Origin of the sequence: Veillonella criceti (genome assembly GCF_900460315.1) — a bacterium.
GTDB lineage: Bacteria > Bacillota > Negativicutes > Veillonellales > Veillonellaceae > Veillonella_A > Veillonella_A criceti.
On the sequence record NZ_UHIO01000001.1, the window covers coordinates 152,234 to 177,384 of the forward strand.

General features: G+C 39.4%; 27 protein-coding genes. 26 read left to right on the forward strand and 1 reads right to left on the reverse strand.

The genetic code is table 11. The annotated features are described in order from the left end of the window. The first annotated feature begins 325 nt into the window (after positions 1-325). The 16 genes from mraZ (at position 326) to DYE54_RS00780 (ending at position 16,486) form a co-directional block, all read left to right on the forward strand. Entirely contained in the window at positions 326-757 is a 432-nt protein-coding gene (mraZ, locus tag DYE54_RS00705) for a division/cell wall cluster transcriptional repressor MraZ (RefSeq protein ID WP_115311056.1), read from the forward strand. A 100-nt stretch (positions 758-857) separates the two neighbouring features. Further along, positions 858-1,790: a 16S rRNA (cytosine(1402)-N(4))-methyltransferase RsmH gene (rsmH, locus tag DYE54_RS00710; protein ID WP_115309429.1), complete on the forward strand. Its 933-nt coding sequence runs from the start codon at positions 858-860 to the stop codon at positions 1,788-1,790. 22 nt (positions 1,791-1,812) lie between these two features. Further along, positions 1,813-2,229 carry a cell division protein FtsL gene (ftsL, locus tag DYE54_RS00715; protein ID WP_115309430.1) on the forward strand — a complete coding sequence of 139 codons (417 nt, stop codon included), beginning with the start codon at positions 1,813-1,815 and terminating at the stop codon, positions 2,227-2,229. A 61-nt stretch (positions 2,230-2,290) separates the two neighbouring features. Continuing rightward, on the forward strand, positions 2,291-3,775 hold the full coding sequence (locus DYE54_RS00720; protein WP_115309431.1) for a UDP-N-acetylmuramoyl-L-alanyl-D-glutamate--2,6-diaminopimelate ligase: 1,485 nt from the start codon (positions 2,291-2,293) through the stop codon (positions 3,773-3,775). Positions 3,776-3,777: 2 nt separating this feature from the next. Continuing rightward, on the forward strand, positions 3,778-5,154 hold the full coding sequence (locus tag DYE54_RS00725) for a UDP-N-acetylmuramoyl-tripeptide--D-alanyl-D-alanine ligase (protein ID WP_115309432.1): 1,377 nt from the start codon (positions 3,778-3,780) through the stop codon (positions 5,152-5,154). Positions 5,155-5,347: 193 nt separating this feature from the next. Then, positions 5,348-6,310: a phospho-N-acetylmuramoyl-pentapeptide-transferase gene (gene mraY, locus DYE54_RS00730; protein WP_115309433.1), complete on the forward strand. Its 963-nt coding sequence runs from the start codon at positions 5,348-5,350 to the stop codon at positions 6,308-6,310. Positions 6,311-6,322: 12 nt separating this feature from the next. Then, positions 6,323-7,720: a UDP-N-acetylmuramoyl-L-alanine--D-glutamate ligase gene (murD, locus tag DYE54_RS00735; protein WP_115309434.1), complete on the forward strand. Its 1,398-nt coding sequence runs from the start codon at positions 6,323-6,325 to the stop codon at positions 7,718-7,720. Continuing rightward, positions 7,717-8,823, forward strand: coding sequence for an undecaprenyldiphospho-muramoylpentapeptide beta-N-acetylglucosaminyltransferase (gene murG, locus DYE54_RS00740; RefSeq protein WP_115309435.1), 1,107 nt, complete (start codon positions 7,717-7,719; stop codon positions 8,821-8,823). Before murD ends, murG begins: the two co-directional genes overlap by 4 nt. Before the next feature lie 21 nt (positions 8,824-8,844). Beyond that, positions 8,845-10,218 carry a UDP-N-acetylmuramate--L-alanine ligase gene (gene murC, locus DYE54_RS00745; protein ID WP_115309436.1) on the forward strand — a complete coding sequence of 458 codons (1,374 nt, stop codon included), beginning with the start codon at positions 8,845-8,847 and terminating at the stop codon, positions 10,216-10,218. Between the two features lie 2 nt (positions 10,219-10,220). Then, on the forward strand, positions 10,221-11,153 hold the full coding sequence (locus DYE54_RS00750; protein WP_115309437.1) for a D-alanine--D-alanine ligase: 933 nt from the start codon (positions 10,221-10,223) through the stop codon (positions 11,151-11,153). A 17-nt stretch (positions 11,154-11,170) separates the two neighbouring features. Next, positions 11,171-12,136, forward strand: coding sequence for a cell division protein FtsQ/DivIB (locus tag DYE54_RS00755; protein ID WP_115309438.1), 966 nt, complete (start codon positions 11,171-11,173; stop codon positions 12,134-12,136). Between the two features lies 1 nt (position 12,137). Beyond that, on the forward strand, positions 12,138-12,851 hold the full coding sequence (locus DYE54_RS00760; RefSeq protein ID WP_245935672.1) for a DUF881 domain-containing protein: 714 nt from the start codon (positions 12,138-12,140) through the stop codon (positions 12,849-12,851). A 2-nt stretch (positions 12,852-12,853) separates the two neighbouring features. Further along, complete coding sequence (locus DYE54_RS00765) at positions 12,854-13,198, forward strand: small basic family protein (protein WP_218564747.1); 345 nt, start codon at positions 12,854-12,856, stop codon at positions 13,196-13,198. Positions 13,199-13,341: 143 nt separating this feature from the next. Next, positions 13,342-14,346 carry a cell division protein FtsZ gene (ftsZ, locus tag DYE54_RS00770; RefSeq protein WP_115309440.1) on the forward strand — a complete coding sequence of 335 codons (1,005 nt, stop codon included), beginning with the start codon at positions 13,342-13,344 and terminating at the stop codon, positions 14,344-14,346. Positions 14,347-14,387: 41 nt separating this feature from the next. Then, positions 14,388-14,966 carry a porin gene (locus tag DYE54_RS00775; protein WP_115309441.1) on the forward strand — a complete coding sequence of 193 codons (579 nt, stop codon included), beginning with the start codon at positions 14,388-14,390 and terminating at the stop codon, positions 14,964-14,966. Positions 14,967-15,235: 269 nt separating this feature from the next. Continuing rightward, the gene (locus tag DYE54_RS00780) at positions 15,236-16,486 is read left to right on the forward strand and encodes a pyridoxal phosphate-dependent aminotransferase (protein WP_115309442.1); all 1,251 of its coding nucleotides are present in this window, start codon (positions 15,236-15,238) and stop codon (positions 16,484-16,486) included. Positions 16,487-16,717: 231 nt separating this feature from the next. Here DYE54_RS00780 and DYE54_RS00785 read toward each other — a convergent pair whose 3' ends face one another. Further along, positions 16,718-16,951: a DUF896 domain-containing protein gene (locus DYE54_RS00785; protein ID WP_115309443.1), complete on the reverse strand. Its 234-nt coding sequence runs from the start codon at positions 16,949-16,951 to the stop codon at positions 16,718-16,720. A 158-nt stretch (positions 16,952-17,109) separates the two neighbouring features. Between DYE54_RS00785 and nth the strand changes: the two genes are divergently transcribed. The 10 genes from nth (at position 17,110) to rpiB (ending at position 25,102) form a co-directional block, all read left to right on the forward strand. Continuing rightward, positions 17,110-17,748, forward strand: coding sequence for an endonuclease III (nth, locus tag DYE54_RS00790; protein ID WP_115309444.1), 639 nt, complete (start codon positions 17,110-17,112; stop codon positions 17,746-17,748). A gap of 2 nt (positions 17,749-17,750) precedes the next feature. After that, a complete protein-coding gene (locus DYE54_RS00795) occupies positions 17,751-19,232 on the forward strand; it encodes a hypothetical protein (protein ID WP_115309445.1) in 1,482 nt (493 codons plus the stop codon). 52 nt (positions 19,233-19,284) lie between these two features. Next, entirely contained in the window at positions 19,285-19,590 is a 306-nt protein-coding gene (locus DYE54_RS00800) for a YdbC family protein (RefSeq protein WP_115309446.1), read from the forward strand. A gap of 99 nt (positions 19,591-19,689) precedes the next feature. Next, positions 19,690-19,887, forward strand: a complete 198-nt coding sequence (gene rpmE / locus DYE54_RS00805; RefSeq protein WP_115309447.1) for a 50S ribosomal protein L31 — start codon at positions 19,690-19,692, stop codon at positions 19,885-19,887. Positions 19,888-20,019: 132 nt separating this feature from the next. Further along, on the forward strand, positions 20,020-20,850 hold the full coding sequence (locus DYE54_RS00810) for a DUF1385 domain-containing protein (protein WP_422822096.1): 831 nt from the start codon (positions 20,020-20,022) through the stop codon (positions 20,848-20,850). Positions 20,851-20,965: 115 nt separating this feature from the next. Further along, entirely contained in the window at positions 20,966-22,051 is a 1,086-nt protein-coding gene (gene prfA, locus DYE54_RS00815) for a peptide chain release factor 1 (RefSeq protein WP_115309449.1), read from the forward strand. Then, positions 22,044-22,925 carry a peptide chain release factor N(5)-glutamine methyltransferase gene (gene prmC / locus DYE54_RS00820; RefSeq protein WP_115309450.1) on the forward strand — a complete coding sequence of 294 codons (882 nt, stop codon included), beginning with the start codon at positions 22,044-22,046 and terminating at the stop codon, positions 22,923-22,925. Before prfA ends, prmC begins: the two co-directional genes overlap by 8 nt. A 1-nt stretch (position 22,926) precedes the next feature. Continuing rightward, positions 22,927-24,054 carry an L-threonylcarbamoyladenylate synthase gene (locus tag DYE54_RS00825; RefSeq protein WP_115309451.1) on the forward strand — a complete coding sequence of 376 codons (1,128 nt, stop codon included), beginning with the start codon at positions 22,927-22,929 and terminating at the stop codon, positions 24,052-24,054. Positions 24,055-24,105: 51 nt separating this feature from the next. Then, complete coding sequence (locus tag DYE54_RS00830; protein WP_115309452.1) at positions 24,106-24,543, forward strand: low molecular weight protein arginine phosphatase; 438 nt, start codon at positions 24,106-24,108, stop codon at positions 24,541-24,543. Positions 24,544-24,664: 121 nt separating this feature from the next. Continuing rightward, a complete protein-coding gene (gene rpiB, locus DYE54_RS00835; RefSeq protein WP_115309453.1) occupies positions 24,665-25,102 on the forward strand; it encodes a ribose 5-phosphate isomerase B in 438 nt (145 codons plus the stop codon). Positions 25,103-25,151 lie beyond the last annotated feature (49 nt).

Below are 25,151 nucleotides of genomic sequence, written 5' to 3' on the forward strand. Positions count from 1 at the left end.
CTATAATTTGTAAGAGTTTCTTTTTCTTTAGTATAACATATGGATGGCTGAGTTTTTCATGAGGGTGGTGAAAAATGGTAAAAGGGGGGCTAAGTGGGGCGTGGTTATTGATCACTAGGTTGTCAGAGGAGATTATAACGAACATACGGTTTTTAAAAAGAAACAAAAAAACGTTTAAAATGGATGAAAAAATGAATTTAAAAATTTTTTCTGCATTTTTTATTAAATTTCGCATATTTTATTGTTATTAAGTGGGGGAATGTGGTAGAATTTACCATATAGTGGTAAATAAGATAGGGAACGTGTAAAAGGAGGTGAGACAATGATGTTCATGGGTGAGTATTCACATACGATTGATACAAAGGGACGCTTGATTATCCCTGCAAAATTGCGTGAGCAATTAGGTGATTCATGTATTATGACCAAGAGCCTCGATAATTGTCTCGCTATTTATACGTATGAAGTCTTTGAAGCCAAAGCTACTCAATTAGCGGCCCAATCTAATGGTAAAGCCAGTGTACGTGGGTTAAAACGGTCTATTTTTGCGAATGCTAATGAATTAGAATTTGACAAACAAGGACGTATTTTAGTACCTGCTACTTTACGAAATTATGCATTTTTGAAAAAAGAAGCCGTAGTTATCGGTGCTGGTGATCATGTAGAAATTTGGAGCCGTGAACACTGGGACGCTTATTCAGCCGATATGGATGCGAATATGGAAGCTTTAACGGAAAATATGGAAGGCTTAATTTTCTAGTTTTGTGTTCATGTTTTAGCGTGTATAAGCAGTAATTAATTATTTTGTAGTTAATGTAGTCAGCAGTAAGCTGTATATTAGAATTGTGAAGGGAGGCCCTATGGAATTTCATCATGTGAGCGTGTTGCTTGATGAAACTGTCAATGCGGTTATCACTGACCCTCATGGGGTCTACGTGGATTGTACGCTTGGTGGTGCTGGTCATGCACACGCATTAGGTGAGAAGCTAGCTGAGGATGGTTTACTTATTGGACTCGATCAAGATGAAGTAGCATTAGCTACGGCAACGAAACGATTACAAGATTTATCCTGTCAAGTTATGACAATTCCTACCAACTTTCGCTATTTAAAACGGGCCCTTACGGAACGAGGGATAACGGCTGTTGATGGTTTTATTTTTGATTTAGGTGTGTCTAGTTATCAATTAGATACGGCAGAACGTGGTTTTTCTTATATGCAAGATGGACCGCTTGATATGCGTATGGATCAACAAGGTGAGTTAACGGCAGCTACCGTAGTCAATACGTATAGTGAAGAGGCATTACACCAAATTATTCGTGATTATGGTGAAGAACGGTGGGCTAAGCGAATTGCACAATTTATAGTAGCCGCTCGTAGTGAGAATCCTATTAAAACAACGAGTGAGTTAACGACTATTATTAAACAAGCTATTCCGGCAGGAGCTCGTCGTGAAGGGCCTCATCCGGCTAAGCGGACGTTTCAAGCCATTCGTATAGAAGTAAATCAGGAGTTAGCTATTTTGCAAGAGAGTTTTAAAGATGCTGTTGATTTATTAAAATCCGGTGGACGTATAGGTGTCATTACCTTCCATTCATTGGAAGATCGCATTACGAAACAGACATTTAAAGAGTTAAGTACAGGTTGTATTTGTCCACCAGAATTGCCAGTGTGTGTGTGTCATCATACGGCTAGTGTCAAGGCTAAGAATAAAGCGATAGAGCCTAGTGTAGAAGAAGTCGAAGCCAATCCGAGGTCACGCAGTGCTAAATTGCGCGTGGCTCAAAAGGTATAGATAGATTGTGGGGGTTGATTGTATGTTAGCGAGAAAGACCGTTGGTGTGAGAGTGGTAGAACCAACAGCGAGACCCTATATACCAACGCAAGGGCGTAGAGCGAAGCGAGTTGGTGTATTTAGTAATGTATCGCCAGAAATGAAGCAAATTTTGCTATTGGTTGGTTTGCTTTGTGCTGTTGCTTTTTGTTTAGTGAGTGCTCAATCTGTGAAAGCAGGGGTGGGTTATCAACTAGTAGATATGCAAAGAGAAGTGGTTCAACTTTCGAGAGATAATGATGAATTGAATTTAGAAGTGGCTGAATTAAAATCGCCGACTCGAATTCAACAAATTGCGCAAGATAAATTGGGAATGGTTTTGCCCGATGCTTTTGTGTACAATAGCAAAGGTACTACTGTAGAACGCGATGTGAAGGTAACAGAACACATCATGGATTAACTACGGTATGAGGCAGCTCCGTAGGTGAGCTGCTTTCCTTGTTTGAAGTGGAGGTATTAACGTGAAAACAGTACAAGATATTATACAGGTGATTAAAGGGGTAACTGTTACGGGCCCTGCTGATGTGGCTGTTTCACATATAACAGCAGATTCGCGTGAGGTAAAAGCAGGTAGTTTATTTATTTGTTTGACCGGTGCGCATGTGAATGGCCATGACTATATAGAAAAGGCAATTGCTGGTGGCGCGGTAGCAGTATTAGTATCACAACCTGTGACTGTACCTGCTGGTATTGCTGTTTTAACAGTAGCAGATACGCGTGTAGCTATGCAGCAATGCGTACCATTTTTTTATGATTATCCTGGTTGTAAAATGCGTATGATTGGTGTAACGGGGACAAATGGTAAAACGACAACGACCCATATTATTGGTCATATTTTGCGCGCCCAAGGTCATAAGGTAGGCATTATTGGCACTGTGCATGTTATGATTGGGGATAAAACCTATCCCATTCATAATACGACCCCAGATGTGGTAGATTTACAGCATATTTTGGCTAACATGGTAGCCGAAGGCGTTACTCATTGCATTATGGAAGTATCCTCGCATGCATTAGCCTTAGGACGCGTGGCCGGTGTTGAATATGATACAGCCGTATTTACTAATTTAACCCAAGATCATTTAGATTTTCATAAGACCTTTGAAAATTATTTAGCGGCTAAATGCAAACTGTTTGAACAAGTGAGTGCCCCTAATCAACATAAAAGTAACAAGGGCGCCGTTATTAACATTGATGACCCTTATGGACATCGTGTAGAAGCTAATAATTCAGCCCCTTTAATTACTTATGGGACTAAGGGTGTTGGTACGCTTGAAGGAGAAAATTTAACAATTACTTCTAAAACGTCAGCCTATGATGTAGTTTATAAAGGTAACACATATCCGATTCATATGCGTATTACTGGATTGTTTAATGTGTATAATACATTAGCTGCTATTGGTGCTTGTTTATTTGAAGGCGTTTCAATGGAAGCGATTATTAAAGCATTAAGTGATTTTACAGCGGTGCCAGGACGTTTTGAACTCATTGAAGAAGGTCAACCATTTGCTGTAGTTGTGGATTACGCACATACACCTGATGGATTAGAAAATATTTTAGAAACAGCTCAAAAAATTGTGGAGAATAAAATTTTAGTTGTATTTGGTTGTGGCGGTGACCGTGATGCGACTAAACGTCCTATTATGGGCCGCATCGCTGCTCAGTATGGTGACAAAATATTTGTTACGTCTGATAATCCACGGACAGAGGATCCAAATCAAATTGTAGCGCAAGTCGCTGAAGGTGTGAAAGAAGGCTTACGAACTAATTCAAGTTATGAAGTGATTGTTGATCGTCGTACCGCTATTCATGCAGCAATTCAACAGGCGGCACCTGGTGATGTAGTGATTATTGCAGGCAAGGGCCATGAAGATTATCAGATTTTAAAAGATAAAACAATTCATTTTGATGATAGAGAAGTAGCGCGTGAAGCGTTGAAGGAGAGATAAGTATGGCACAATTTACGCTCCAGGAGGTGTTAACTGTTACAGGTGGTACCTATGCTGGTGAATCTACGAAACAAGTAGTGTTTACAAATGTATCGACCGATACGCGCACTATTGAAGAAGGCTCGTTATTTGTAGCCTTAACGGGGGATACCTTTGATGGTCATGATTTCTTATCACAGGCCATGTCAAAAGGAGCGTTAGGTGCTTTAGTCAGTAAGGGACGGGCTGAAGCAGGGCTGATTTGTATTGAAGTAGAGTCTCCTTTGTTGGCGTATCAACAATTAGCTAACTATCATCGTCGTCGTTTTGATATTCCTGTAGTAGCTGTAACAGGCTCATCGGGTAAGACAACAACCAAAGAGATGATTGGCGCTGTATTGAGTGCTAAGTTTAATGTGTTGAAAACAGAAAAGAATTTTAATAATGAAATCGGTTTGCCTAAAACATTGTTACAATTAACTGAAAATCATGAAGCTTGTGTAGTAGAAATGGGCATGCGTGGTCTTGGACAAATTGATGAATTAGCACGTATTGCTGAACCGACAGTAGGTGTGATTACTAATGTAGGGAATAGCCATATTGAATTATTAGGTTCGCGTGAAAATATTGGCAAAGCTAAAAGCGAATTAATACGCCATATTCCACCAGAAGGAACGGCTATTTTAAATGAAGATGATGATTTAGTGCGTCCAATGGCGAGTTTAACGGAAGGGAAAACCATTTTTTATGGCATTAAAGAAAATGTCACTGTATCGGGTTTTCAATTGCGGTATAAAAAGGATGGTATAAAATTTACTTGTCGTTGTTTTGATGAAGTATTTGATATATTTTTGCCTATGATTGGTGACCATAATGTATACGATGCCTTAGCAGCTATTGCTGTAGGACGTGCTTTAGGAGTACCATCACAGAAAATTGCAAAAGCCTTAGGGAATTTTAAAGGTATTCCTATGCGCCAAGAAATTGTTTCTTTTGGCGATATGGTAGTGCTTAATGATGCATATAATGCTAATCCTGCCTCTATGGCTGAATCCATTAAAGCGTTGGGACAACTTGATGGGAAACGTAAAATTGCTATGCTAGGTGATATGTTGGAATTAGGGGCTTATTCAGAAGCTAATCATCGTGAAATTGGTCGTTTGTTGGTCGATGAAGGGTATGATCAAGTATATACTTTTGGTGAAGCCGCCAAATATATTGCACGTGAAGCAAAAGCATCAGGTATTCGCGTAGCAAAGATTTGTGATAGCCATTTAGACATAGTCAATGCATATTGGGACGAACGTGCAAAAGGTGATGTGATTTTAGTTAAAGGGTCACGAGGCTTACGCATGGAGCGTGTTGTTACTGAATTAACAGACAGAGAGTCTTTGAAATAAGGACGATTGTTTATAAATTAAAAATTTTGATTAATATTTTTCAAAAAGGTCGAAATCTATTTGCATTACAGCCATAGATGTACTACCATAGATAGCGGCCTTTCTTTTTAAGAGTCCTTGAGACTTTGGGGCTAGGTTAGTTACAAAGCTTCCCATGGGAGGCTTATACTTGATTTAAGGAGCGATTGTTCGAATGACCATGCAATTATTATTTGCGTTTATTACATCTTTAGTAATAACGTTAGTATTAGGAAAAATAGGAATCCCTTTATTACGTCGCTTACATGCGCAGCAGAGTATTCGTGAAGATGGGCCACAGGCGCACTTAGCAAAAGCAGGTACACCAACTATGGGCGGTCTTTTTATGTTAGCGGCTATGGTGATTAGTGTATTGATCTTTTCACCATTTCATATGGCCACATGGGTACTGTTATTTTTAACATTAGGGCATGGTTTATTAGGCTTTTTAGATGATTTCATTAAGTCGGTTAAAAAAAGAAATTTAGGATTAACAGCCAAACAGAAGTTTTTGGGACAAATTATTATGTCTGCTATTTTTTGTTATATTGCGACTGAGATTTTAGTAGTTCCCACTACTGTGTGGATACCATTAACAGATATTACAGTTGATTTAGGTTGGTTTTATTATGTATTGGTATTTATAATTATTGTAGGGACTACGAATGCAGTTAATTTGACAGATGGTCTTGATGGATTGGCAGCAGGCACATCAGCAGCTGCGGCTATTGCTTATACTGTTATTGGTATGCTAGCCTTTCAAAATAGCGTGGCTTTCTTTGGTATTGTTTTATGTGGCGCTGTTCTAGGCTTTTTATATTTTAATGCGAATCCGGCTAAAGTATTTATGGGTGATACAGGCTCTTTAGCATTAGGTGGCGCCTTTGCAGGTATGGCTATTTTAACCAAAACTGAATTATTGCTTATTATTATTGGTGGTATTTTTGTTATGGAAGCGATGTCTGTTATTATCCAAGTGGCGTCTTTTAAAACACGTGGTGTTCGTGTATTTAAAATGAGTCCTATTCACCATCATTTTGAATTATCTGGCTGGAGTGAGCAAAAAGTTGTATCGCGCTTTTGGCTGGGCAGTTGTGTCTTTGCAGTTATTGGTTTATTAATGTATACATTACGATAGGTAGGCGTTATTATGGAGTACAAGGGAAAACGAATTTTAGTACTGGGAGCAGGGCGTAGTGGTATTGGCGCTGCCCATGTACTCGGCCTATTAGGGGCTCAAGTAGTGTTAAACGATTATAAAGCGGTAACGTTGACCACCGCTGAAGAGGCATTATTAGCTCAAGGGGATGTAACAATCATTACAGGTCGTCAAGATGTGGATTTATTAGAGGACATAGACCGCATTGTGGTGTCGCCTGGTATAGCCTTAACAATTCCTATTTTAGTGGAAGCTAAACAACGTGGTTTAGATATTGTTGGTGAAGTAGAAGTAGCGTATGATATTTCTAAAGCGCCTATTTTAGGAGTAACGGGAACTAATGGGAAAACAACAACTACCACATTATTAGCTGAGGTCATGGAACAGACAGGTAAGCCCATAAAGGTGGGAGGGAATATTGGTACTTCTTTAAGTGAAGCTGCGTATGATATAACAGCTGATGGTTATTTAGTGGCAGAAGTATCAAGTTATCAATTAGAAACGGTAAAAACCTTTAAACCACTAGGAGCTATGGTTTTAAATATTACACCTGATCATTTGCAACGGCATAAAACTATGGAAGCCTATCAAGCGGCCAAAGAAAATATTTTTGTCAATCAAACGGCCAGTGATCGAATTGTTCTTAATTTAGATGATCCGTTAGTTGCCACAATGAAAGAGCGGGCACCGGGGAAAGTACTTTGCATCAGTCAGAACCATAGTGTGATTGATGGAGCGTATTTTAAAGATAATAAGTGTTGGGTTGTACGACAAGGCGTGGCTGAAGTGGTTATTGGTACTGATGAAATTCAGTTGCCAGGTCGTCATAATATTGAAAATATATTGGCTGTGATTGCGTTAGCCTATGACTTAGGTGTTTCAGCTTTACAATTGCACCATGTGATTGCTCAATTCAAAGGCGTAGCGCATCGGCTAGAGCCAGTAGCCACTATTGATGGTGCAAAATATTTTAATGACTCGAAGGCAACGAATACAGATTCAGCTGTTAAGGCTTTGGAAGCCTTTTCAGAGCCTATTATTCTATTAGCTGGCGGTCATGATAAAATGACTGATTTAACCGAGTTTATGACGCTAGTAAAGAAACAAGTAAAGGATTTAATTCTCATGGGTGAAGCGGCGCAACGTTTTGAAGAAGCGGCTCATCAGGCCGGTGTAGCTAATGTGTATAGGGTGCGTTCTATGGCTGAAGCTGTTGCAAAAGCGCATGAATTAGCTGAATTAGGCGATGTAGTTTTATTATCACCAGCTTGCTCCAGTTTTGACTGGTATCACTGTTTTGAAGAACGAGGCGATGACTTTAAGAATGAAGTACACGCTTTACAAATGTTAGTGGCATCTAAAGCAGAGAAGAAAGGATCGTTGTTATGAAGCGTATCATTATTTCTGGTGGTGGCACAGGTGGCCATATTTACCCCGCCATTACTATTTATAAAGAGATTGCTGCCATGACTGACGCTGAGTTTCTTTATATTGGTACAGAGAAAGGCTTAGAAGCTACCTTAGTGCCTAAAGAGGGGATTCCTTTTAAAACGTTACCTGTTGAAGGGTTGAACCGCAATCTATCTGTTCGTGCCTTGGTTACTTTGGGTAAGACATTAGGTTCATTAGTTAAAGCGAATCGTATCATTTCTGAATTTAAACCTGACATAGTTATTGGGACAGGTGGTTATGTCTGTGGACCTATTTTATTAGCAGCAGCGCTGCGTCATGTTCCGACTTTGATTCAAGAACAAAATACAATTGGCGGTATTACTAACAAAATTTTAAGTCGTTTTGTCGATGTGGTAGCTGTTGGTTTTGAAGAGGCACAAAAAGCTTTTGTCAAAGCCAAACGGATTGTGTATACAGGAAATCCTGTTCGTCCAGAAGTATTAGTTGATACTCGAGAAGAAGGCCGTTCATTTTTTAATTTACAAAATGATGAATTTGCTGTTTTGATTGCTGGCGGTTCTCGTGGTGCTCGTAGTATTAATACGGCGATGATTGAGGTTCATAAACATTTCAAAGATAAAAAAGGGATTAAATTGATTCATGTAACAGGTACTGGTGAGTATGAGCGGGTATTAGACGCTTTAGGTATTAAGGATGGCCAGGCTTATAGTGAAACGTCCGTAATTTTGCCGTATTTGCATGAAATGCCGAAGGCTTTGGCGGCGGCTGATTTAGCTGTTTTCCGCGCTGGTGCTGTTGGCTTAGCTGAATTGACGGTGCGCGGAATCCCTTCTATATTAATACCGTACCCTTATGCGGCAGAAGATCATCAAACTTATAATGCTCGGGCGCTAGTCAGTGCTGGGGCAGCTCGCATGATTGTAGATAAGATGCTACAAGGGAATGATTTAATTGGGGAAATTGAATATTTTATGCAAAATCCAGCGGAACGAGCCCGCATGTCGGTAGCAGCTAAAGCATTAGGTAAGCCACAAGCGGCGCATGACATAGCTCAATTAGCCCTAGACATTGCAAAATAAATTATAAGGAGCGATTACACTATGTTAGATGGTATTCATAAAATACATCTCATTGGCATTGCTGGTTCTGGTATGCGAGCAATAGCTAATATTTTAATTAGTCAAGGTTTTGACGTATCTGGCTCTGATATTCAAGAGTCAGCCGTGACGGAACGATTTAGAAAAATGGGAGCTACTATTCATATTGGCCATAATGCTGACTATGTAAATGGCGTTGATGCTGTTGTCCGTTCGACTGCAATCCATGCAGACAATCCCGAATTGATGGCAGCTAAGGAACAGGGGATTCCAATCCTACATCGCTCTGATATTGTAAAGGCTGTGCTAGACATTACTAAAGGGATTGCTGTTGCCGGTGCTCATGGTAAAACAACGACGACCTCCATGTTAGGCCAAATTTTTGTAGAGGCCGGTCTTGATCCTACGGTTATTATTGGCGGTGAAGTAGATTATCTTGGTGGTAGTAGCCAATGGGGGCGTGGTGAGTATAGCATTGCCGAAGCTGATGAGAGTGATGGTTCATTTTTAAAATTGAATCCTCATGCAATTGTCATCACGAACATAGAAAATGATCATATGGATCATTATGGCACAATGGAAAACTTATTAAATGCTTTTGCTGAATTTGTAGGTAAATTGCCGACACAGGGAACAGCTGTGGTTTGTGGTGATAATGCGAATATCCAAACAATCATGAACAAAGTGGACCGTCAATTTATTACGTATGGCTTGCAACCAGATAATGAATATACAGTGCAAAATATTCATTATGAAAAAGGCATTTTAGTCTATGATGCATTTCATAATGGTGAAAAGATTGTAACAGTACGTTTAAAAGTCCCAGGTACTCATAATGCACTTAATTCCTTAGGGGCGTTGGTAATGGCTGTTGGTTGCGGTATTCCTGTTGAAACCGTGGTGGCAGGCTTAGCTAAATTCACAGGGGCTAAACGACGTTTTGAAACAAAAGGTCATTGTCATGATATTTGGGTAGTAGATGATTATGCACATCATCCAACGGAAATTGCAGCTACCTTAGGAGCGGCTAAAGCCCTCGAATCGCATCGTGTAGTTTGTATATTTCAACCGCATCGTTTTACACGTACCAATTTGTTGCTAAAAGAATTTGGTAGTGCTTTCAAACAGGCTGATGTTCTTTTTATTACTGATATTTATAGTGCTGGTGAAGAGCCGATTGCTGGTATTGATGGGCAGTCTATTCCTAGGATGGTAGAAACTACTACAGGGCAGACCGTTCATTATATTGCCAATGTAGATGATGTGCCAAGTGTGGTAAAAGAAGTATTACAGCCTAATGATTTAGTTATTACTATGGGGGCCGGTAATATTAGTCAATATGGTCCCAAATTATTAGCTGCATTAGAAGAGGAATAATCATGAAGGATAAACAAATTATTGTATTAATGGGTGGTCCATCAAAAGAAGCAGACGTTTCACGGCGTACTGGTAAGGCTATTGCTGAAGCCCTATGCAGTATTGGTTATAAAGCAGTCACATTAGAACTGGTACCAGAGCAAGTGTTGCAAGATATTAAAGCCCATAAAGGGGATATTGTGTTTAATGCATTGCATGGTAAGTTTGGGGAAGATGGGGCCGTACAAGGGTTACTTGAAATGGCAGGGATTCCTTATACGGGTTCTGGTATTATGGCACAAGCAGTGGGAATGAATAAAAAAATTAGTAAAGATGTATTTGTAGGCGCTCATATTCCGACTGCACGGGCAGTATCTTATAATAGTCAGGAAGATAGTGAAGCTACAATTGTAGAACATATTAAAGCTAATTTTACCTATCCAGTAGTATTGAAACCAGCGACCCAAGGTTCTAGTATTGGCGTTGTAATTGTACATGAAGAGGCCGAATTAGCTAAAGCTGTACAAGAAGCCTTGGTGTATGATCATATTTTAGTGGTTGAGCAATTTTTAGATGGTGGTGAATTTACAGTATCCGTATTAGATGGTAAAGCTTTACCAGTTATTGAAATTCGTCCTCATTCTGGTGAATATGATTATACGTCTAAGTATACGACGGGGGCGACTGATTATTTAGTACCGGCCCCTATTGATGTAGCATTGACAGCTAAGATGCAAACTATCGGTGAAACTGTATATAAGGAACTTCAGTGTAGCGGTGTTATCCGTGTTGATATTATGACGAATCAAGCTGGGGAGCCATTTGTGTTGGAATATAATACCGTGCCAGGTATGACAGCTACGTCTTTAGTGCCTAAGGCAGCTAATGCAGTAGGAATGGATTTTCCTACCTTGTGTGAAAAGATTTTATTATCCGCTGGTTTAGGTAAGTTTTAATTAATTGCGGAGATAGTATGATGAACGGAGATACTCGTCAATATTCATCTAGTTTTAACCAATCATCTCGTCGAGAAGGGCGCGATTCATATTGGGCGACAGATACAGAAAGACCAGACGTAGTAAAACCCAATCCGCAGACACGCTTTGTACCGCCTCAGTCGGCTGAGTCATCACGACAATTATATGATTTTGATCAACCGCATGAGACTCAATTTGCTGAGTATGGGAACTCTGCTGGTGGAGATAATTCACAACGACCGCCAGAGCCACCGCGACATCCTCATGCATGGCGTCGTCGCGTTGTATGGTGTGGTGGTATTTTACTACTTCTTTGGGCTTTATTATTTATGTTGCCAATTCCTTTTGGAACGATTCAAGTAACTGGCAGTGATAAGGTAACTGTTTCTGATGTAATGGCAGCCGGCAATATTCGTTATCCTATTAATTTGTTACAAATTAATACCAGTCAGTTGGAAGAACGATTACAACATGATTTGCGCGTAGAGACAGCTAAAACGACCTATGTTTTACCGTTGACTTTGCAAGTTACTATTACTGAACGGCAACCAGCCGCTGTAGTAGCTACACAGTTTGGTTTTGCTACGCTAGATGCATCAGGGCGTGTTATTAATATGGGCTCTGCCATTGAAGATACAGCGGCACCGATTATTTCAGGTATTAAATTGGGCAATGTATTGCTAGGTGATTTAATTGAAGTGCCGGTTATAAAAGGAGCCCTTACTTATTTGAGTTCTTTAAGTGCAGAAGGTAGAAGTAGTATAGCGGAGATTAATGTAGGGGATACACAACAATTAATCGCTTATACAGTAGATGGTTTGCCACTACATTTAGGCGATATAACTGAATTAGATAAAAAGGGGCCTTTGTCAGAAAATATGCTGCGCGATGTAAAGGCTCGTGGAGTGGCAGCACAATATTTAGATGTCAATGTAAAGGCGCCATTTATTAAGACGCCTTAATATGAAAAATGGAAGAGGAAGCATGTTAAAGCAAGGTCGTTGGGCGATAGCCGCTGTAAGCATGTTATTAGGCGTCATGTTAGTTGGTCAATATAAAATGACGCAAAGTATTGCAGAAAGCAATATTCATTTACAGCGCACTGGAGATTTAGCACGTGAACTGACGGCAGCCGAAAAAGAACGGGATGAGCTCCGTCAGCAATTAGAAGCAATACAAAAAAATGATGCTACGGCAAGTACCGTTAGTGACATCAATTTATTAAAGCAACGGGCAGGTCTGACTGATGTTACTGGACCTGGCGTAGTGATTACTATTAATGATAGTAAAATTCCCGTAAAAGACAATGAAAATCCTAACCTCTATTTAATCCATGATGAAGATTTATTACGGGTTCTTAACGAATTGCGGGCTGGTGGTGCTGAAGCAATTTCAGTGAATGATCAACGTTTAGTAGGAACATCTGAAATTCGTTGTGCAGGACCAACGGTTATGGTCAATGGTAAAGTGTTTGCACCACCTTTTGTAATCAAAGCAATTGGTGATCCTAAAACGTTGTCAGCTGCATTAACTATGCGTGGTGGTGTTGTAGAATCTTTGAAATATTGGGGGATTGAATTAAAAATTCAAAAAGAAGATAATATTGTGGTACCTGCATTTACTGGTACTTTTAAGGAAGAACATGTAAAGGCCATTAAGCAAGGAGGCGATAATTAATCATGATGTATTTATTTATCGTCGGCGGTTTAATTTTGGGAATTCTCATTGGTGTACTTTCGCCATTAGAAATTCCGCCTATATATGCGAAATATACGTCAGTAGCTTTGTTGGCTGCGTTAGATAGTGTCTTTGGTGGTACACGAGCTGCGTTAGAACGTATTTTTAATTTATCTATATTTTTAACAGGTTTCTTTTCAAATTCTTTATTAGCGGCTTTGTTAGTATTTTTAGGCAATTTTGTTGGTATCGACCTCTATTATGTAGCCTTAATCAGTTTTGGTTTACGTCTATTCCAAAACACCGCTGCTATACGCCGATTACTTTTGTCAAGACGTACAAAATAAGGTATACTTTTATTTAAAGAGTGGAAAAAATAAAAAAAATAGTGTAAAATGAAATGAAACTAGTTATAATAATATTGAATATAATCACTTAGTTTGAAATAAAGGGCATATAAATCTTACGGGCAACAGGAGGAGGAACGTAAATGTCGGAATTCGCAAGTATTAAAGTTATTGGTGTTGGCGGCGGCGGAAGCAATGCCGTAAATCGCATGATTGACAGTGGCCTTCAAGGTGTAGAATTCTTGGTAGCCAATACAGAAACACAAGCATTAGATAATTCAAAAGCAACAACAAAAATCCAATTAGGTGAAAAATTGACTAAAGGTCTTGGTGCAGGGGCTAATCCACAGGTTGGGGAAGAAGCTGCTCAAGAAAGTCGTGAAGAAATTGCAAAAGCCCTTCAAGGTTCCGACATGGTATTTGTTACTGCTGGTATGGGTGGTGGCACTGGTACTGGTGCAGCTCCAATCGTGGCAGAATGCGCTCGTGAAATGGGTGCCTTAACAGTAGGTGTTGTAACAAAACCATTCACATTTGAAGGTAAACGTCGTAAAAATCAAGCAGATAAAGGCATTGAAATGTTGACTAGCAAAGTAGATACCATTATCGTGATTCCAAACGATAAATTATTGCAAGTGGTGGACAAAAAAACGCCATTGAACGAAGCGTTCCGTACAGCTGATGATGTACTTCGTCAAGGTATTAAAGGTATTTCTGATTTGATTACCGTTCCAGGTCTTATCAACCTTGACTTTGCTGACGTAAAAACAATTATGACGAATCAAGGAGAAGCCTTGATGGGCATCGGTATTGGCGAAGGTGAAAACCGTGCTGTAGATGCTGCTAAAATGGCAATTAATAGCCCATTATTGGAAACATCCATTGAAGGGGCTAAAGGCATTCTCTTGAATATTACTGGTAGCAATGATTTAAGCTTATTCGAAATTAATGAAGCAGCTGAAATCATTTCCGAAGCAGCGGATCCAGAAGCAAATATTATTTTTGGTTCCGTTATAGATGAAAACCTTGGAGATAGAGTACAAATTACTGTTGTAGCTACTGGCTTCGGGGCACAGCCTAAAACAGGGGTAACAAAATCTCCATTTGGAACAGTAGGTCCTGAAATTCCTACGTTTATGAAACGCTAATTTAAATAATTAGTTTGTATTGAAATAGAGGAGGTACCTTTATGAACAAAAAATTACTCGTAGCGACTTTAGCTACTACCATGTTGACTGGCGCTGCATTTGCAGCATCTGTACCTGTGACTGACATTAACGAAGGTCAAAGCAAAATTGGTGTTGAATATAGCTTCAATCAAAGCGTAACTGATGAAAGTGGTCACGCAGATGGTTTTGGTGCTAATTTACAAACCGCATTAAGTGACAAATTGGCGTTACAATATGGATATAGCAAAGTAAACCTTGATGATCAAAGTGATTTAAAAGATCATCAATTAGCAGCGGTTTATGAAATTCATCCAAATGTAAACGTCTACGGTGCTGGTACTTACATCAAAGCTGACGGTGATCATGAAACTGGCATGCAGGCAGGTGTAATTGGTCATGTGCCATTAACTGATAAAATTAATGGTTATGCTAAAGTAGGTTTTGGTAATGATATTAAAAATACATACCAAATCGGTGCTGCCTATACATTGAATGAAGATTTAGATCTTAATGTATATTATCAATATGATAAATACAGTGTAGATGGAGATCGTGGTACTGTAAAAGGTTTACATGCTGGCGTAGGTTACAATTTCTAATTGTATAATAGGTCGATAGTTATTAGTAATTTGTAATGACTAACGAATAAAAACTAATCCATGATAGTGGTATTTCCTACTATCATGGATTTTTTATATTGAAAGAATATAAGTGTATAGGGTATAAAATAGACTCCATAGTGTATACAATATTCTTTTCAAAAATAGAGCACTTTTGGCCGTTTTTCTTGTATTTACTCTTGTAAGGTACACTTATTTTAGTTATTATTAAGTAAGGAATTATTAACTAAGATGGGATGGTGTTATGAATGACTATGAGTATGGCTGCCACACATGCACGTGGTAAAAAAGCAAAAGATAATATTTTTGTCATGAATGCGAGAGCACAAGAGGATGCAAGAAAAAATGGTAAAGAAAATGTGTTAAATGGTACCTTGGGCTCTATTATGGATGAAGAAGGGAATATTGTGTTCTTAAAAGCAGTAGAACATGAATATTTACATTTGCCACGGAATGAATATACCGCATATGCACCGATTGCAGGGTTGCCTGAGTTTTTAGAAGCTGCACAAAAAGAGTGTTTCGGTGAATCTCGACCAGATGCTTTTATTTCTGCAGTAGCAACAGCTGGTGGTACAGGGGGTATCCATCATTTGGTTCATAATTATACGAACCCAGAAGATACGGTATTGACTGCCGATTGGTACTGGGGGGCGTATGAACAAATTTGTGGCGATAATCACCGTCATTTAGAAACCTATCCATTATTTGATGAAAAATTGCATTTTAATTTTGATGCGTTTAAAGCAAAAGCTTTAGAAGTTGCTGAAAAACAAGAAAATGTAGTATTGATTTTTAATACGCCAGGTAATAATCCAACAGGTTTTAGCTTGACTGATGAAGATTGGGATAAAGTAATTGCTTTTGCTAAAGAATTAGTTAACAATGGTAAAAATAAAGTGGTTATTGCTTGTGACGTAGCCTATATTGACTACTCTGGAGAAAAACAGACTGTACGTCGCTTCTTTAAAAAGTTTGGTCAATTACCTAAAGAAATTTTAGTCGTTGCTTGCTATAGTTTGTCTAAAGGATTTACTATGTATGGGCAACGTGTAGGGGCTATGATTGGTATTACTTCTGATGAATCAGTTAATAATGAATTTACAGAAATTAATGCATTAACTTCTCGTGCTACATGGTCTAATATTTGTCGACCTGCTATGCGCACGATGGCGAATATTGTAAATGATCCGGCTAAATTAGCGGCGCATGAAAAAGAGCGGTCTGAATATTGTGAATTAGTACAAGAACGGGCTCATATCTTCACTGAGGAAGCGAAAGAAGTAGGTGTCCCTTGTTTGCCATATTGTGGTGGGTTCTTCTTGACAATCCCAACGGAACATAGTAAGGAAATTGTAGAAGAATTGACGAAAGAGCATGTATATGTTATTGCTTTAAAACATGGTATTCGCATTGCAGCTTGTAGTATTCCTAAACGTCAAATGCATGGGTTAGCTAAGATTGTGTATGAAGTGATGCATCGTTTAGGTCATTTATAATATAATTAAAGAGAGTCAGCTAGAGAGGCTCTTTGCTAAGACGATTGGTGTTAGCCTTACTATCTAATGATTCATGGGGGATAGAAAAATCCGGTAAACTGACGGTGAGCTACAGGACCCAAAGTTGTACGAACTTCTGGGAATAGCGTAAGTTAGTTTACCGGATTTGTTTTCTTATGGTGTTTGTTAGTATGTTCCATAACATACGATATTAGTGCGTTTAATTGTATATCAGTGTGCTTGTTTTTTAGCTTTTGCTAATTCTTTGGCCGGGGTAATAGTACCTGTTTCTTCATCTACGAATTGAACACGGTCTAATTGTGATTGTACTTGACCACGAATAAAATCGAGGTAAATTCGATATAATTCTTTCTTTTCTACTAATTCAGCCTCTGTTAAAGTTTGTCCTGACTTCTTTTTATGCGCTAATTCATTAATACGTGCTAACACATCATTAATTTTCATAAGTTCCTCCCAAGTAGTATATATAGTTATTATATCATATTGGTCAAAAAGGCTCTATGGTGTAAGTTTGATGTTTTTCTAAAGTTAGTGATATAATTGTAAGCAGTGTGATATATGTTAGAGTAGGTATTCAATAATTGCATTAGGAGTACTTGGTAATGCGTGTAACTAAGGCCATTAAGGCGGAACAAATTGAGATTTTAGAAACTGTATATAAAGATGCTAAACCAGCGCTACATTATAATAGTCCTTTTGAATTATTAGTGGCGGTCGTTTTATCGGCCCAATGTACCGATGAACGGGTCAATATTATTACGGGTCGTTTATTTCCCACGTATAGTGACCCTGCTGATATGCTGGCATTAGGCACAGCTAAACTAGAAGTATTAATTCGAGATTGCGGTTTATATCGAGCTAAGGCGGCTAATTTAATTAAAACTTGTGATATTTTAGTGCATACATATGGTGGCGAGGTACCGGCTGATTTTGATAAATTAGTACAACTGCCAGGGGTAGGACGTAAAACGGCTAATGTATTGGTGTCAGTTTTATTTGATATTCCTGCGATTGCCGTAGATACTCATGTATTTCGTGTATCGAATCGATTAGGCTTAGCTCGTGGAAAAACACCAGAAGCGGTAGAGGAAAAATTAAAAAAGGCAATTCCTATGGAAAAATGGAGTGCTGCTCATCATTGGTTAATTTGGCATGGTCGCAAAGTATGTAAGGCTCGTAAACCTTTATGTGGTGAATGTCCATTGGCTCATGTATGTCCATCAGCTGGTAAGGAGGCATAAAATTGAAAGAATCAATGCAAACTATTATTAAGAAATTTAACGCGTTAGGGATTACTAGTAGCGCTATGGTCACAGAATTATTACGATTCCGTGTATTAGATCAAATGTTGCAAGGGAGCCCAGAAGTACGTCAGTGGGGTATTACTGGTGAAAAACTATATGAGTTGGCTCAACAAAGTACAGTAGAGACATTTGGCCCTATACCTTATGATCAAACGGGTTTTGAACAAGTATATGGCCCATCCTTTGCTGTAGAAGTAATGGATTTTATTACAGAAACTGGTTATATAGAAGGTCTAGCTAGTGGTGAACAATGGCGTTTACCCTTTAAAGAAATCATTGAAGAACATAAGACATCGGAAGGCATTATTTTATTTGCTTTTATTGAAGAATATGCTGGCCTTGCTGAGGAGATTTTGCAAACGCTACCAACAGAACGTTTATTACTCTATACACCATCAGAAACTTGTTACAATCTATTTAAACAGTTATATCCATTAGCTCCTGTTATCAATGAGTGGCCAGAAGATGTTATTTTTGATCACATTGTAGCCGCCTCTACTGGTTTATTCCGTGCTCCCGTGCAAATTATGGAAGAATTAGCCACACGAGTAGGTAATATTACAGAGTTAGGTACAGCTCATTATTTCATTCCTATTAGTGCGATTCAAGACCAAGTGGGCATGAATCGAATGGCCGTGCAATATATGCTATTGCAAAAACGTTTGCAGGCTGTTCGTGAATGGGCTCCATTAGGTACTTATGAATTTGTATATACTAATTATGATGTTAAAAAGGTGGCCCTTGAAATCCGTGAAGTTATGGAGGATGGTTGGCGCAGCACGCCATTTATAGCGTTACCTCATGAAGTATTGGCGTCAATGGATACATTTTCATTAGTGCAGTATGGTTTATCTTTATGTGGTGTAGAGCCAGCTATGAAGGCTCAGTTACCTACATTAGGGGAAGATGCGTTTACTTCTGCAGATCCTAAAATTCCTTTATATGTACAGAAAATTTTTAGTGCTTATGAGGCTACTCGTTTAGTGCTAGAACGAGATGGTTTAACAGTGCAACTAAAATTAGTTCCTCAAGCAGGGCGCCCTAGTGGGGACGCTTTGGATGAAAAGGCGTATGCGGAATTAGTAGAACAAACAGAGCTTGATAGTCAGTCAAATGTGTACTGGTTATTTACCAATCCACAAGCAGCGTATATATGGTATACTTATTTCCGGAGTGAAAGAGGTCAGGAAATTCTTACTAAATTAGCGCAAATGGTATTGACGCCAGCTGCTTTATTACAATTAATGGGGAGTGTGCGTCGCGCTGTTATTAAAGAAGAGGCTTTAAGTGAGTTGGCTAGCCAATTTGAAGTAGCTCGTGAAGCTCGCAAAATGGCACTGGAAAAAGCCGATGCTGATTGGCAAGCTGCTATTGAAACGATGGCGGCAGAGATTGTACCAGCTAAAGAAGTAACGAATTGACAGGATTGAAGAATTGGGATAAAGTAAAGAAATAGATAAGGAGGAGGAAACTATGGCTGTAGTAAACTTTGAAATTTATAAAGTACTTGGTACTTTATCTGAAAATAAAGATGGTTGGAAAAAGCAATTAACTTGTACAAGTTGGGGCCGTTATAATCCTAAGTTTGATCTTCGTTCTTGGGATAGTGAATATAATGGCATGACGAAAGGGATTACCTTATCGTTGGAAGAAATTGTAGCCCTTCGTGATTTACTCAATGAAGTGGATTTGGAAACTGCTTATGAAGAATCCGTAGCGGAACGTCAGGTAGCTAAAGCCGCAGAAAAGGCTGCTGAAAAAGAGAGCGCTGACGAATAAGAAAAATTTTATCATTTTCAATCGAATAAGTTGCATTAAGTGATTGACCATGATATAATCAATAAGCATAGTTTTGGACAGTGGAAAGAGGTGTATAGAATGAAAGAAGGAATTCATCCTAATTATGGTGAAGCTACCGTAACTTGCGGTTGTGGCAATACGTTTAAAACTGGTTCTGTTAAAAACGACCTTCGTGTAGACGTATGTTCCAAATGTCATCCGTTCTTCACAGGACAGCAACGTACTGCTCAGGCTCGCGGTCGTATCGAACAATTCAACAAGCGTTACGGTAAATAATTACTGTAGTCTAGCTATACAAATAATACGGCAGAGCTTCGGCTCTGCCTATATTTGTTTGAGAGAGGAGACGCTTTGGAAACGAAACGAGTTAAGAAATTTGTTGGTGGTCAGGCGGTCATAGAAGGTGTTATGATGCGCGGCCCTAAGTATACAGCTACTGCGGTGCGTGAACCAAGTGGCCAAATTGTAGTAGATAGGACTACAACTAGCTCAATAAGTGAACGGTATCCTATATTAAAAAAGCCTTTATTACGAGGTTGTGTGGCTCTTTATGAGTCCTTATTAATCGGCATGAAGGCCCTTTCTTTTTCCGCTAAAGCAGCTGGTGAAGAAGAAGAGACCATGTCGAATAAAGAAATTGCTATGACAATGGTATTTTCTACTGTATTAGCAATTGGTTTGTTTTTAGCATTACCAACCTACGCTGCTAAATGGATTCCTGGTGTAGGGGATAATCATTTTGTATTAAATTTAATAGAAGGGGCAATTCGCCTAATTCTATTTTTACTGTATATATGGGTCATTGGTCAGACTAAAGATATTCGACGTGTATTTCAATATCATGGGGCTGAACATAAGACAATTCATACGTATGAAAATGATATGCCGTTAACTGTTGAAAATGTGCGTAAACATTCTCGCTTACATGCGCGGTGTGGCACTAATTTTTTACTTATTGTAATGGTGACGAGTATATTTGTATTTGCTTTTTTAGGCTGGCCTAGCTTATGGGAACGCATTATTTCAAGGGTTGTATTAATGCCGGTAGTGGCTGGCATTGCTTATGAGATGATTCGCTTAGCAGGACGCAGTGATAATGCGTTGGTGAAACTCTTAATTACACCTGGTTTATGGTTGCAGTATATGACAACGCGCGAACCAGAAGATGATCAAATTGAGGTGGCTATTCGGGCGTTGGAAGAAGTGCGGCCGAGTGAAGAAGATGCCTATGAGGCTTAGTGCTGCTAGTATTTTATTTTATAGTCAATTGATATGGGCTTGATTATAGCTTAAGAATATTAGTAGTCTGGGAATAAATACGTAATAGATATTAACCTGAAAGGGGTACCTATTCATGGTATTAGTAGATAAATTACAAGTTATTGAAGATAAATATATGGACTTGGAGCAACGCATTAGTGATCCTGAAGTGATTGCTCGTCAACAAGAATGGCAAAAATTAACACGCCAACATGCAAGTCTTACTGAAACGGTAGAAGCGTTTCGTGAATATAAACAAGTATTAACTGGAATTGATGAAGCTCTTGAAGTATTAGAAGATAAAACTATGGATGAAGAGTTTCGTGAAATGGCACAAGAAGAATTAAAAGAATTAAAAGAACGAAAAGACGAATTAGAAGAGCGTCTTCATATTTTATTGTTGCCAAAAGATCCTAATGATGAGAAAAATGTTATTGTAGAAATTCGTGGCGGTGCTGGTGGTGATGAGGCTGCATTATTTGCTGGTGATTTGTTCCGCATGTATACAAAGTATGCAGAAGCTCAAGGCTGGCGCTGTGAAATTATCGATGCCAACGCTCCAGAATTAGGCGGTTTTAAAGAAGTCGTATTCTCTGTTGATGGGAATAGTGCGTATTCTAAATTAAAATTTGAAAGTGGCGTACATCGTGTACAACGTGTACCTGAAACCGAATCATCTGGGCGTATTCATACGTCAACGGTTACAGTGGCTGTATTGCCAGAAGCAGAAGATGTAGATATTGAGATTAACGATAAAGATCTTCAAATTGACACCTATTGTGCGAGTGGCGCTGGTGGTCAGCACGTTAACCGTACTGAGTCGGCTGTGCGTATTACGCACAAACCAACGGGTATTGTTGTAGCTTGTCAGGATGAACGATCACAATTAAAAAATAAAGATAAGGCAATGCGCGTATTACGTGCTAAGTTGCAGGATAAAGCAGAACAAGAAGCGGCCGCTAGTGTCGCAGCTGACCGTAAGAGTCAGGTAGGGACTGGTGATCGTAGTGAACGTATTCGTACGTATAACTATCCACAAGGCCGTGTAACGGATCATCGTATTAATTTAACGCTCTATAAATTAGATGCTGTACTTAATGGTGATTTAGATGAATTGATTCAAGCTTTGATTGCAGCGGATCAGGCAGCGAAAATGCAGGAGGCTGATCAAAATGCCTAAGGAGCTGTGGACAATTGGTCGCTTGCTCCAATGGACAGAGCAGTATTTTCTCGGTAAGGGCGTCGAATCAAGTCGCCTTGATGGGGAAGTGCTGCTTTCTCATATATTGGGGAAAGATCGGATTTATTTGTATACTCATTATGATGAACCGCTAACGAAGTCTGAATTAGATGCGTATCGGCCTTTAGTCATTGAGCGAGGTAAAGGGTATAGTGTGGCGGCGATTATTGGGCAAAAAGAATTTATGGGCTTATCTTTTACGGTCACAAAAGATGTGCTGATTCCACGCCCTGATACCGAAACCTTAGTTGAAGATATTTTGAGTTTTATACCTAAAGAACAAGGACCTTATATATTAGATGTGTGCACTGGGCCAGGGACTATTTTGTATAGTTTATTGCATTATTTACCAGCAGCCACTGGTCTAGGGTTAGATATTAGTAAAGACGCTTTGGCAGTCGCGGTGACAAATAGAGAACAGTTACAGTTAACAGAACGGGCTAAGTTATGTGCGTCTGATCTTTTTACAGCCTTACAAAAGGATCCGCAGTATGAAAAGGCCTTTGACATTATTGTGTCTAATCCGCCGTATATTCCTAGTGAAGAGGTTAAAACTTTAGCTCCAGAAGTCTTGCATGAACCAGTTTTGGCTTTAGATGGTGGTATAGATGGCCTTGATTTTTATCGTCGTTTATTGACTGAGGCACCTCGGTATTTGAAGGCTGGTGGTTATTTAGCCGTGGAAATTGGTTATGATCAAGCTGAGGCTGTGATTGAATTGGCTACTAGGGTAGGCGTTTATGGAGATGTTGTGGCGAATAAAGATATAGCAGGTATTGTACGTGAATTACGTTGGCAGAAACTAGGTGATTAATATGGTAGCAGAAACTAAAGTGTATAAAAATTTAGATGCTACAGCAATTGCTGATTTAGGGAAACGGTTACGAGACGGGCAATTGGTGGCGATTCCTACAGAAACTGTATATGGCTTGGGTGCTAATGGATTGGATGAAGTGGCCATGTCACGTATTTATGAGGCAAAAGGACGCCCTTCTGATAATCCACTTATTTTGCATGTGCCCAATCAGGCTAGTGTGGAACCACTAGTTAAAGAAATTTCACCGACTGCTAAAAAGTTAATGGATGCCTTTTGGCCAGGCCCGTTAACGATTATTATGCCTAAATCTGATAGGGTGCCATTACGGGCTACAGGTGGCCTTGACAGTGTAGCAATTCGTTGTCCTAAGCATGAAATTTGTCGGGCTATTTTAGAAGCAGCTGGCGTTCCCATAGCGGCACCGAGTGCGAATATTTCAGGACGTCCCAGTCCGACTACAGCAGACGCCGTATATCATGATATGAATGGGCGAATTGAAGCCATTGCTGATGCGGGGCCTTGTGAGGTGGGCGTTGAGTCTACTATTGTAGAGTGTGGTGATGATAGTGTGACGATTTTACGTCCCGGTGGTGTTACTGATGCTATGTTACGTCAAGTTGTGAGTGCTGTGAATTTTGATGAAGCTTTAACCGCTCCTGATGTAACGCCTAAAGCACCAGGTATGAAATATAAACACTATGCGCCAGATGGAGAAATGACAACTTATGTCGGTGTTCCTAAGCTAATTAGTGAAGCTATGATTGAAGCGATGAAGGCGATTCAAGAATCCTACAACACATTGCTAAAAGAGTCAGTTGCTAAGGGGCATTCTGAAACGATACAGCCATTGCGCTTTGGTTTTTTTATCAATGAAGAAGTGGCTCAATTTTTAGATATTTATTTAGCAGAGCTTTCCGTACCTTTTGAGTTTGTTATTTATGGTAATGCTGCTGATTATCGTGGGTTAGCGCATTCTTTATATGCGGCGTTACTTTCGTTCAATGAAGCTGGTGTGACCCATATTTTTGCTACTGGCGTGCCGCGTCAAGGGTTGGGCCGTGCTATTATGAATCGCATGGACAAGGCTAGTGGTTATAAGATTGTGACAGCAGTTCCTAAACGATAAAGTGAGGTAGGGAATTTAAGCAAGAATATAGATTGGAAGTGAGGTTTTACTATGAATATTTTATTTGTTTGTACAGGCAATACTTGTCGCAGTCCTATGGCAGAAGGTTTAATGCGTGTTATGGCTGAAAAGGCGAATAAAGAGGTTGTGACTTTATCCGCTGGACTATTTACGGCACCAGGTGGTCGCGTTTCACCCTATGCAGAAATAGCAGTAAAAGATGTAGTAGATATTTCTGAACATCAATCACGTCCTCTTAATAAGGCTCTTATGGAAGCGGCTGATTTAGTATTGGGTTTATCTTCTGATCATAAGAATGTGTTACTTCGTCAATTTCCTGAAATGAAAGATAAAATTATGACATTAGGCGAATGGGCCGGAACGAATGAAGAGGTGGCTGATCCATTTGGCGGTACTCAAGAAGAATATGATGCCTGTGCTACTCAGATTAAAATGTTAATTGAAAAAGGACTAGCTAAGCTTGATTAAATTTCTATATATGATTAACTATCTTTAGAATATGTACAAATGTCGTTGCTTGATTTAATGTGACATAGTAAAATAGGGTGAGAGATAATTATATTTCTAAGCTACGATTAGGAGGGATAGGATGAAAGTAGCCATTGGCGCAGATCATGGTGGAGTTCATTTAAAAGCTTCCATAAAAGCTGTATTGGATGAACTTAACGTGGCCTATACTGACTTTGGAACCGATTCTGAAGCATCAGTGGATTATCCAGACATTGCTGGCCCTGTGGCTAAAGCAGTGGCTGCTGGCGAATATGATCGAGGTATTTTGATTTGTGGAACCGGTATCGGCATTGGCATTGCAGCTAATAAGGTAGCTGGCATTCGAGCCGCACTTTGCCATGATACCTTTTCAGCCCATGCTTCACGGGAACACAATAATGCCAACATTTTAACGATGGGCGAACGTGTAATTGGCCCAGGTCTTGCGGCCGATATTGTTAAAATTTGGTTAACAACTGAATTTGAAGGAGGCCGTCATGAACGACGCGTCGCCAAAATTGCTGAATTAGAGGCTTAAAGTCCTTATAATTTGGGGGAACAACTTGTATTTCATAGGCACTATGAGC

Coding starts and splice junctions, on each gene's coding strand:
- mraZ (WP_115311056.1), top strand. CDS start 326: ATGTTCATGGGTGAGTATTCACATACGATTGATACAAAGGGACGCTTG.
- rsmH (WP_115309429.1), top strand. CDS start 858: ATGGAATTTCATCATGTGAGCGTGTTGCTTGATGAAACTGTCAATGCG.
- ftsL (WP_115309430.1), top strand. CDS start 1,813: ATGTTAGCGAGAAAGACCGTTGGTGTGAGAGTGGTAGAACCAACAGCG.
- DYE54_RS00725 (WP_115309432.1), top strand. CDS start 3,778: ATGGCACAATTTACGCTCCAGGAGGTGTTAACTGTTACAGGTGGTACC.
- mraY (WP_115309433.1), top strand. CDS start 5,348: ATGACCATGCAATTATTATTTGCGTTTATTACATCTTTAGTAATAACG.
- murD (WP_115309434.1), top strand. CDS start 6,323: ATGGAGTACAAGGGAAAACGAATTTTAGTACTGGGAGCAGGGCGTAGT.
- murG (WP_115309435.1), top strand. CDS start 7,717: ATGAAGCGTATCATTATTTCTGGTGGTGGCACAGGTGGCCATATTTAC.
- murC (WP_115309436.1), top strand. CDS start 8,845: ATGTTAGATGGTATTCATAAAATACATCTCATTGGCATTGCTGGTTCT.
- DYE54_RS00750 (WP_115309437.1), top strand. CDS start 10,221: ATGAAGGATAAACAAATTATTGTATTAATGGGTGGTCCATCAAAAGAA.
- DYE54_RS00755 (WP_115309438.1), top strand. CDS start 11,171: ATGATGAACGGAGATACTCGTCAATATTCATCTAGTTTTAACCAATCA.
- DYE54_RS00760 (WP_245935672.1), top strand. CDS start 12,138: ATGAAAAATGGAAGAGGAAGCATGTTAAAGCAAGGTCGTTGGGCGATA.
- DYE54_RS00765 (WP_218564747.1), top strand. CDS start 12,854: ATGATGTATTTATTTATCGTCGGCGGTTTAATTTTGGGAATTCTCATT.
- ftsZ (WP_115309440.1), top strand. CDS start 13,342: ATGTCGGAATTCGCAAGTATTAAAGTTATTGGTGTTGGCGGCGGCGGA.
- DYE54_RS00775 (WP_115309441.1), top strand. CDS start 14,388: ATGAACAAAAAATTACTCGTAGCGACTTTAGCTACTACCATGTTGACT.
- DYE54_RS00780 (WP_115309442.1), top strand. CDS start 15,236: ATGACTATGAGTATGGCTGCCACACATGCACGTGGTAAAAAAGCAAAA.
- DYE54_RS00785 (WP_115309443.1), bottom strand. CDS start 16,951: ATGAAAATTAATGATGTGTTAGCACGTATTAATGAATTAGCGCATAAA.
- nth (WP_115309444.1), top strand. CDS start 17,110: ATGCGTGTAACTAAGGCCATTAAGGCGGAACAAATTGAGATTTTAGAA.
- DYE54_RS00800 (WP_115309446.1), top strand. CDS start 19,285: ATGGCTGTAGTAAACTTTGAAATTTATAAAGTACTTGGTACTTTATCT.
- rpmE (WP_115309447.1), top strand. CDS start 19,690: ATGAAAGAAGGAATTCATCCTAATTATGGTGAAGCTACCGTAACTTGC.
- DYE54_RS00810 (WP_422822096.1), top strand. CDS start 20,020: ATGATGCGCGGCCCTAAGTATACAGCTACTGCGGTGCGTGAACCAAGT.
- prfA (WP_115309449.1), top strand. CDS start 20,966: ATGGTATTAGTAGATAAATTACAAGTTATTGAAGATAAATATATGGAC.
- prmC (WP_115309450.1), top strand. CDS start 22,044: ATGCCTAAGGAGCTGTGGACAATTGGTCGCTTGCTCCAATGGACAGAG.
- DYE54_RS00825 (WP_115309451.1), top strand. CDS start 22,927: ATGGTAGCAGAAACTAAAGTGTATAAAAATTTAGATGCTACAGCAATT.
- DYE54_RS00830 (WP_115309452.1), top strand. CDS start 24,106: ATGAATATTTTATTTGTTTGTACAGGCAATACTTGTCGCAGTCCTATG.
- rpiB (WP_115309453.1), top strand. CDS start 24,665: ATGAAAGTAGCCATTGGCGCAGATCATGGTGGAGTTCATTTAAAAGCT.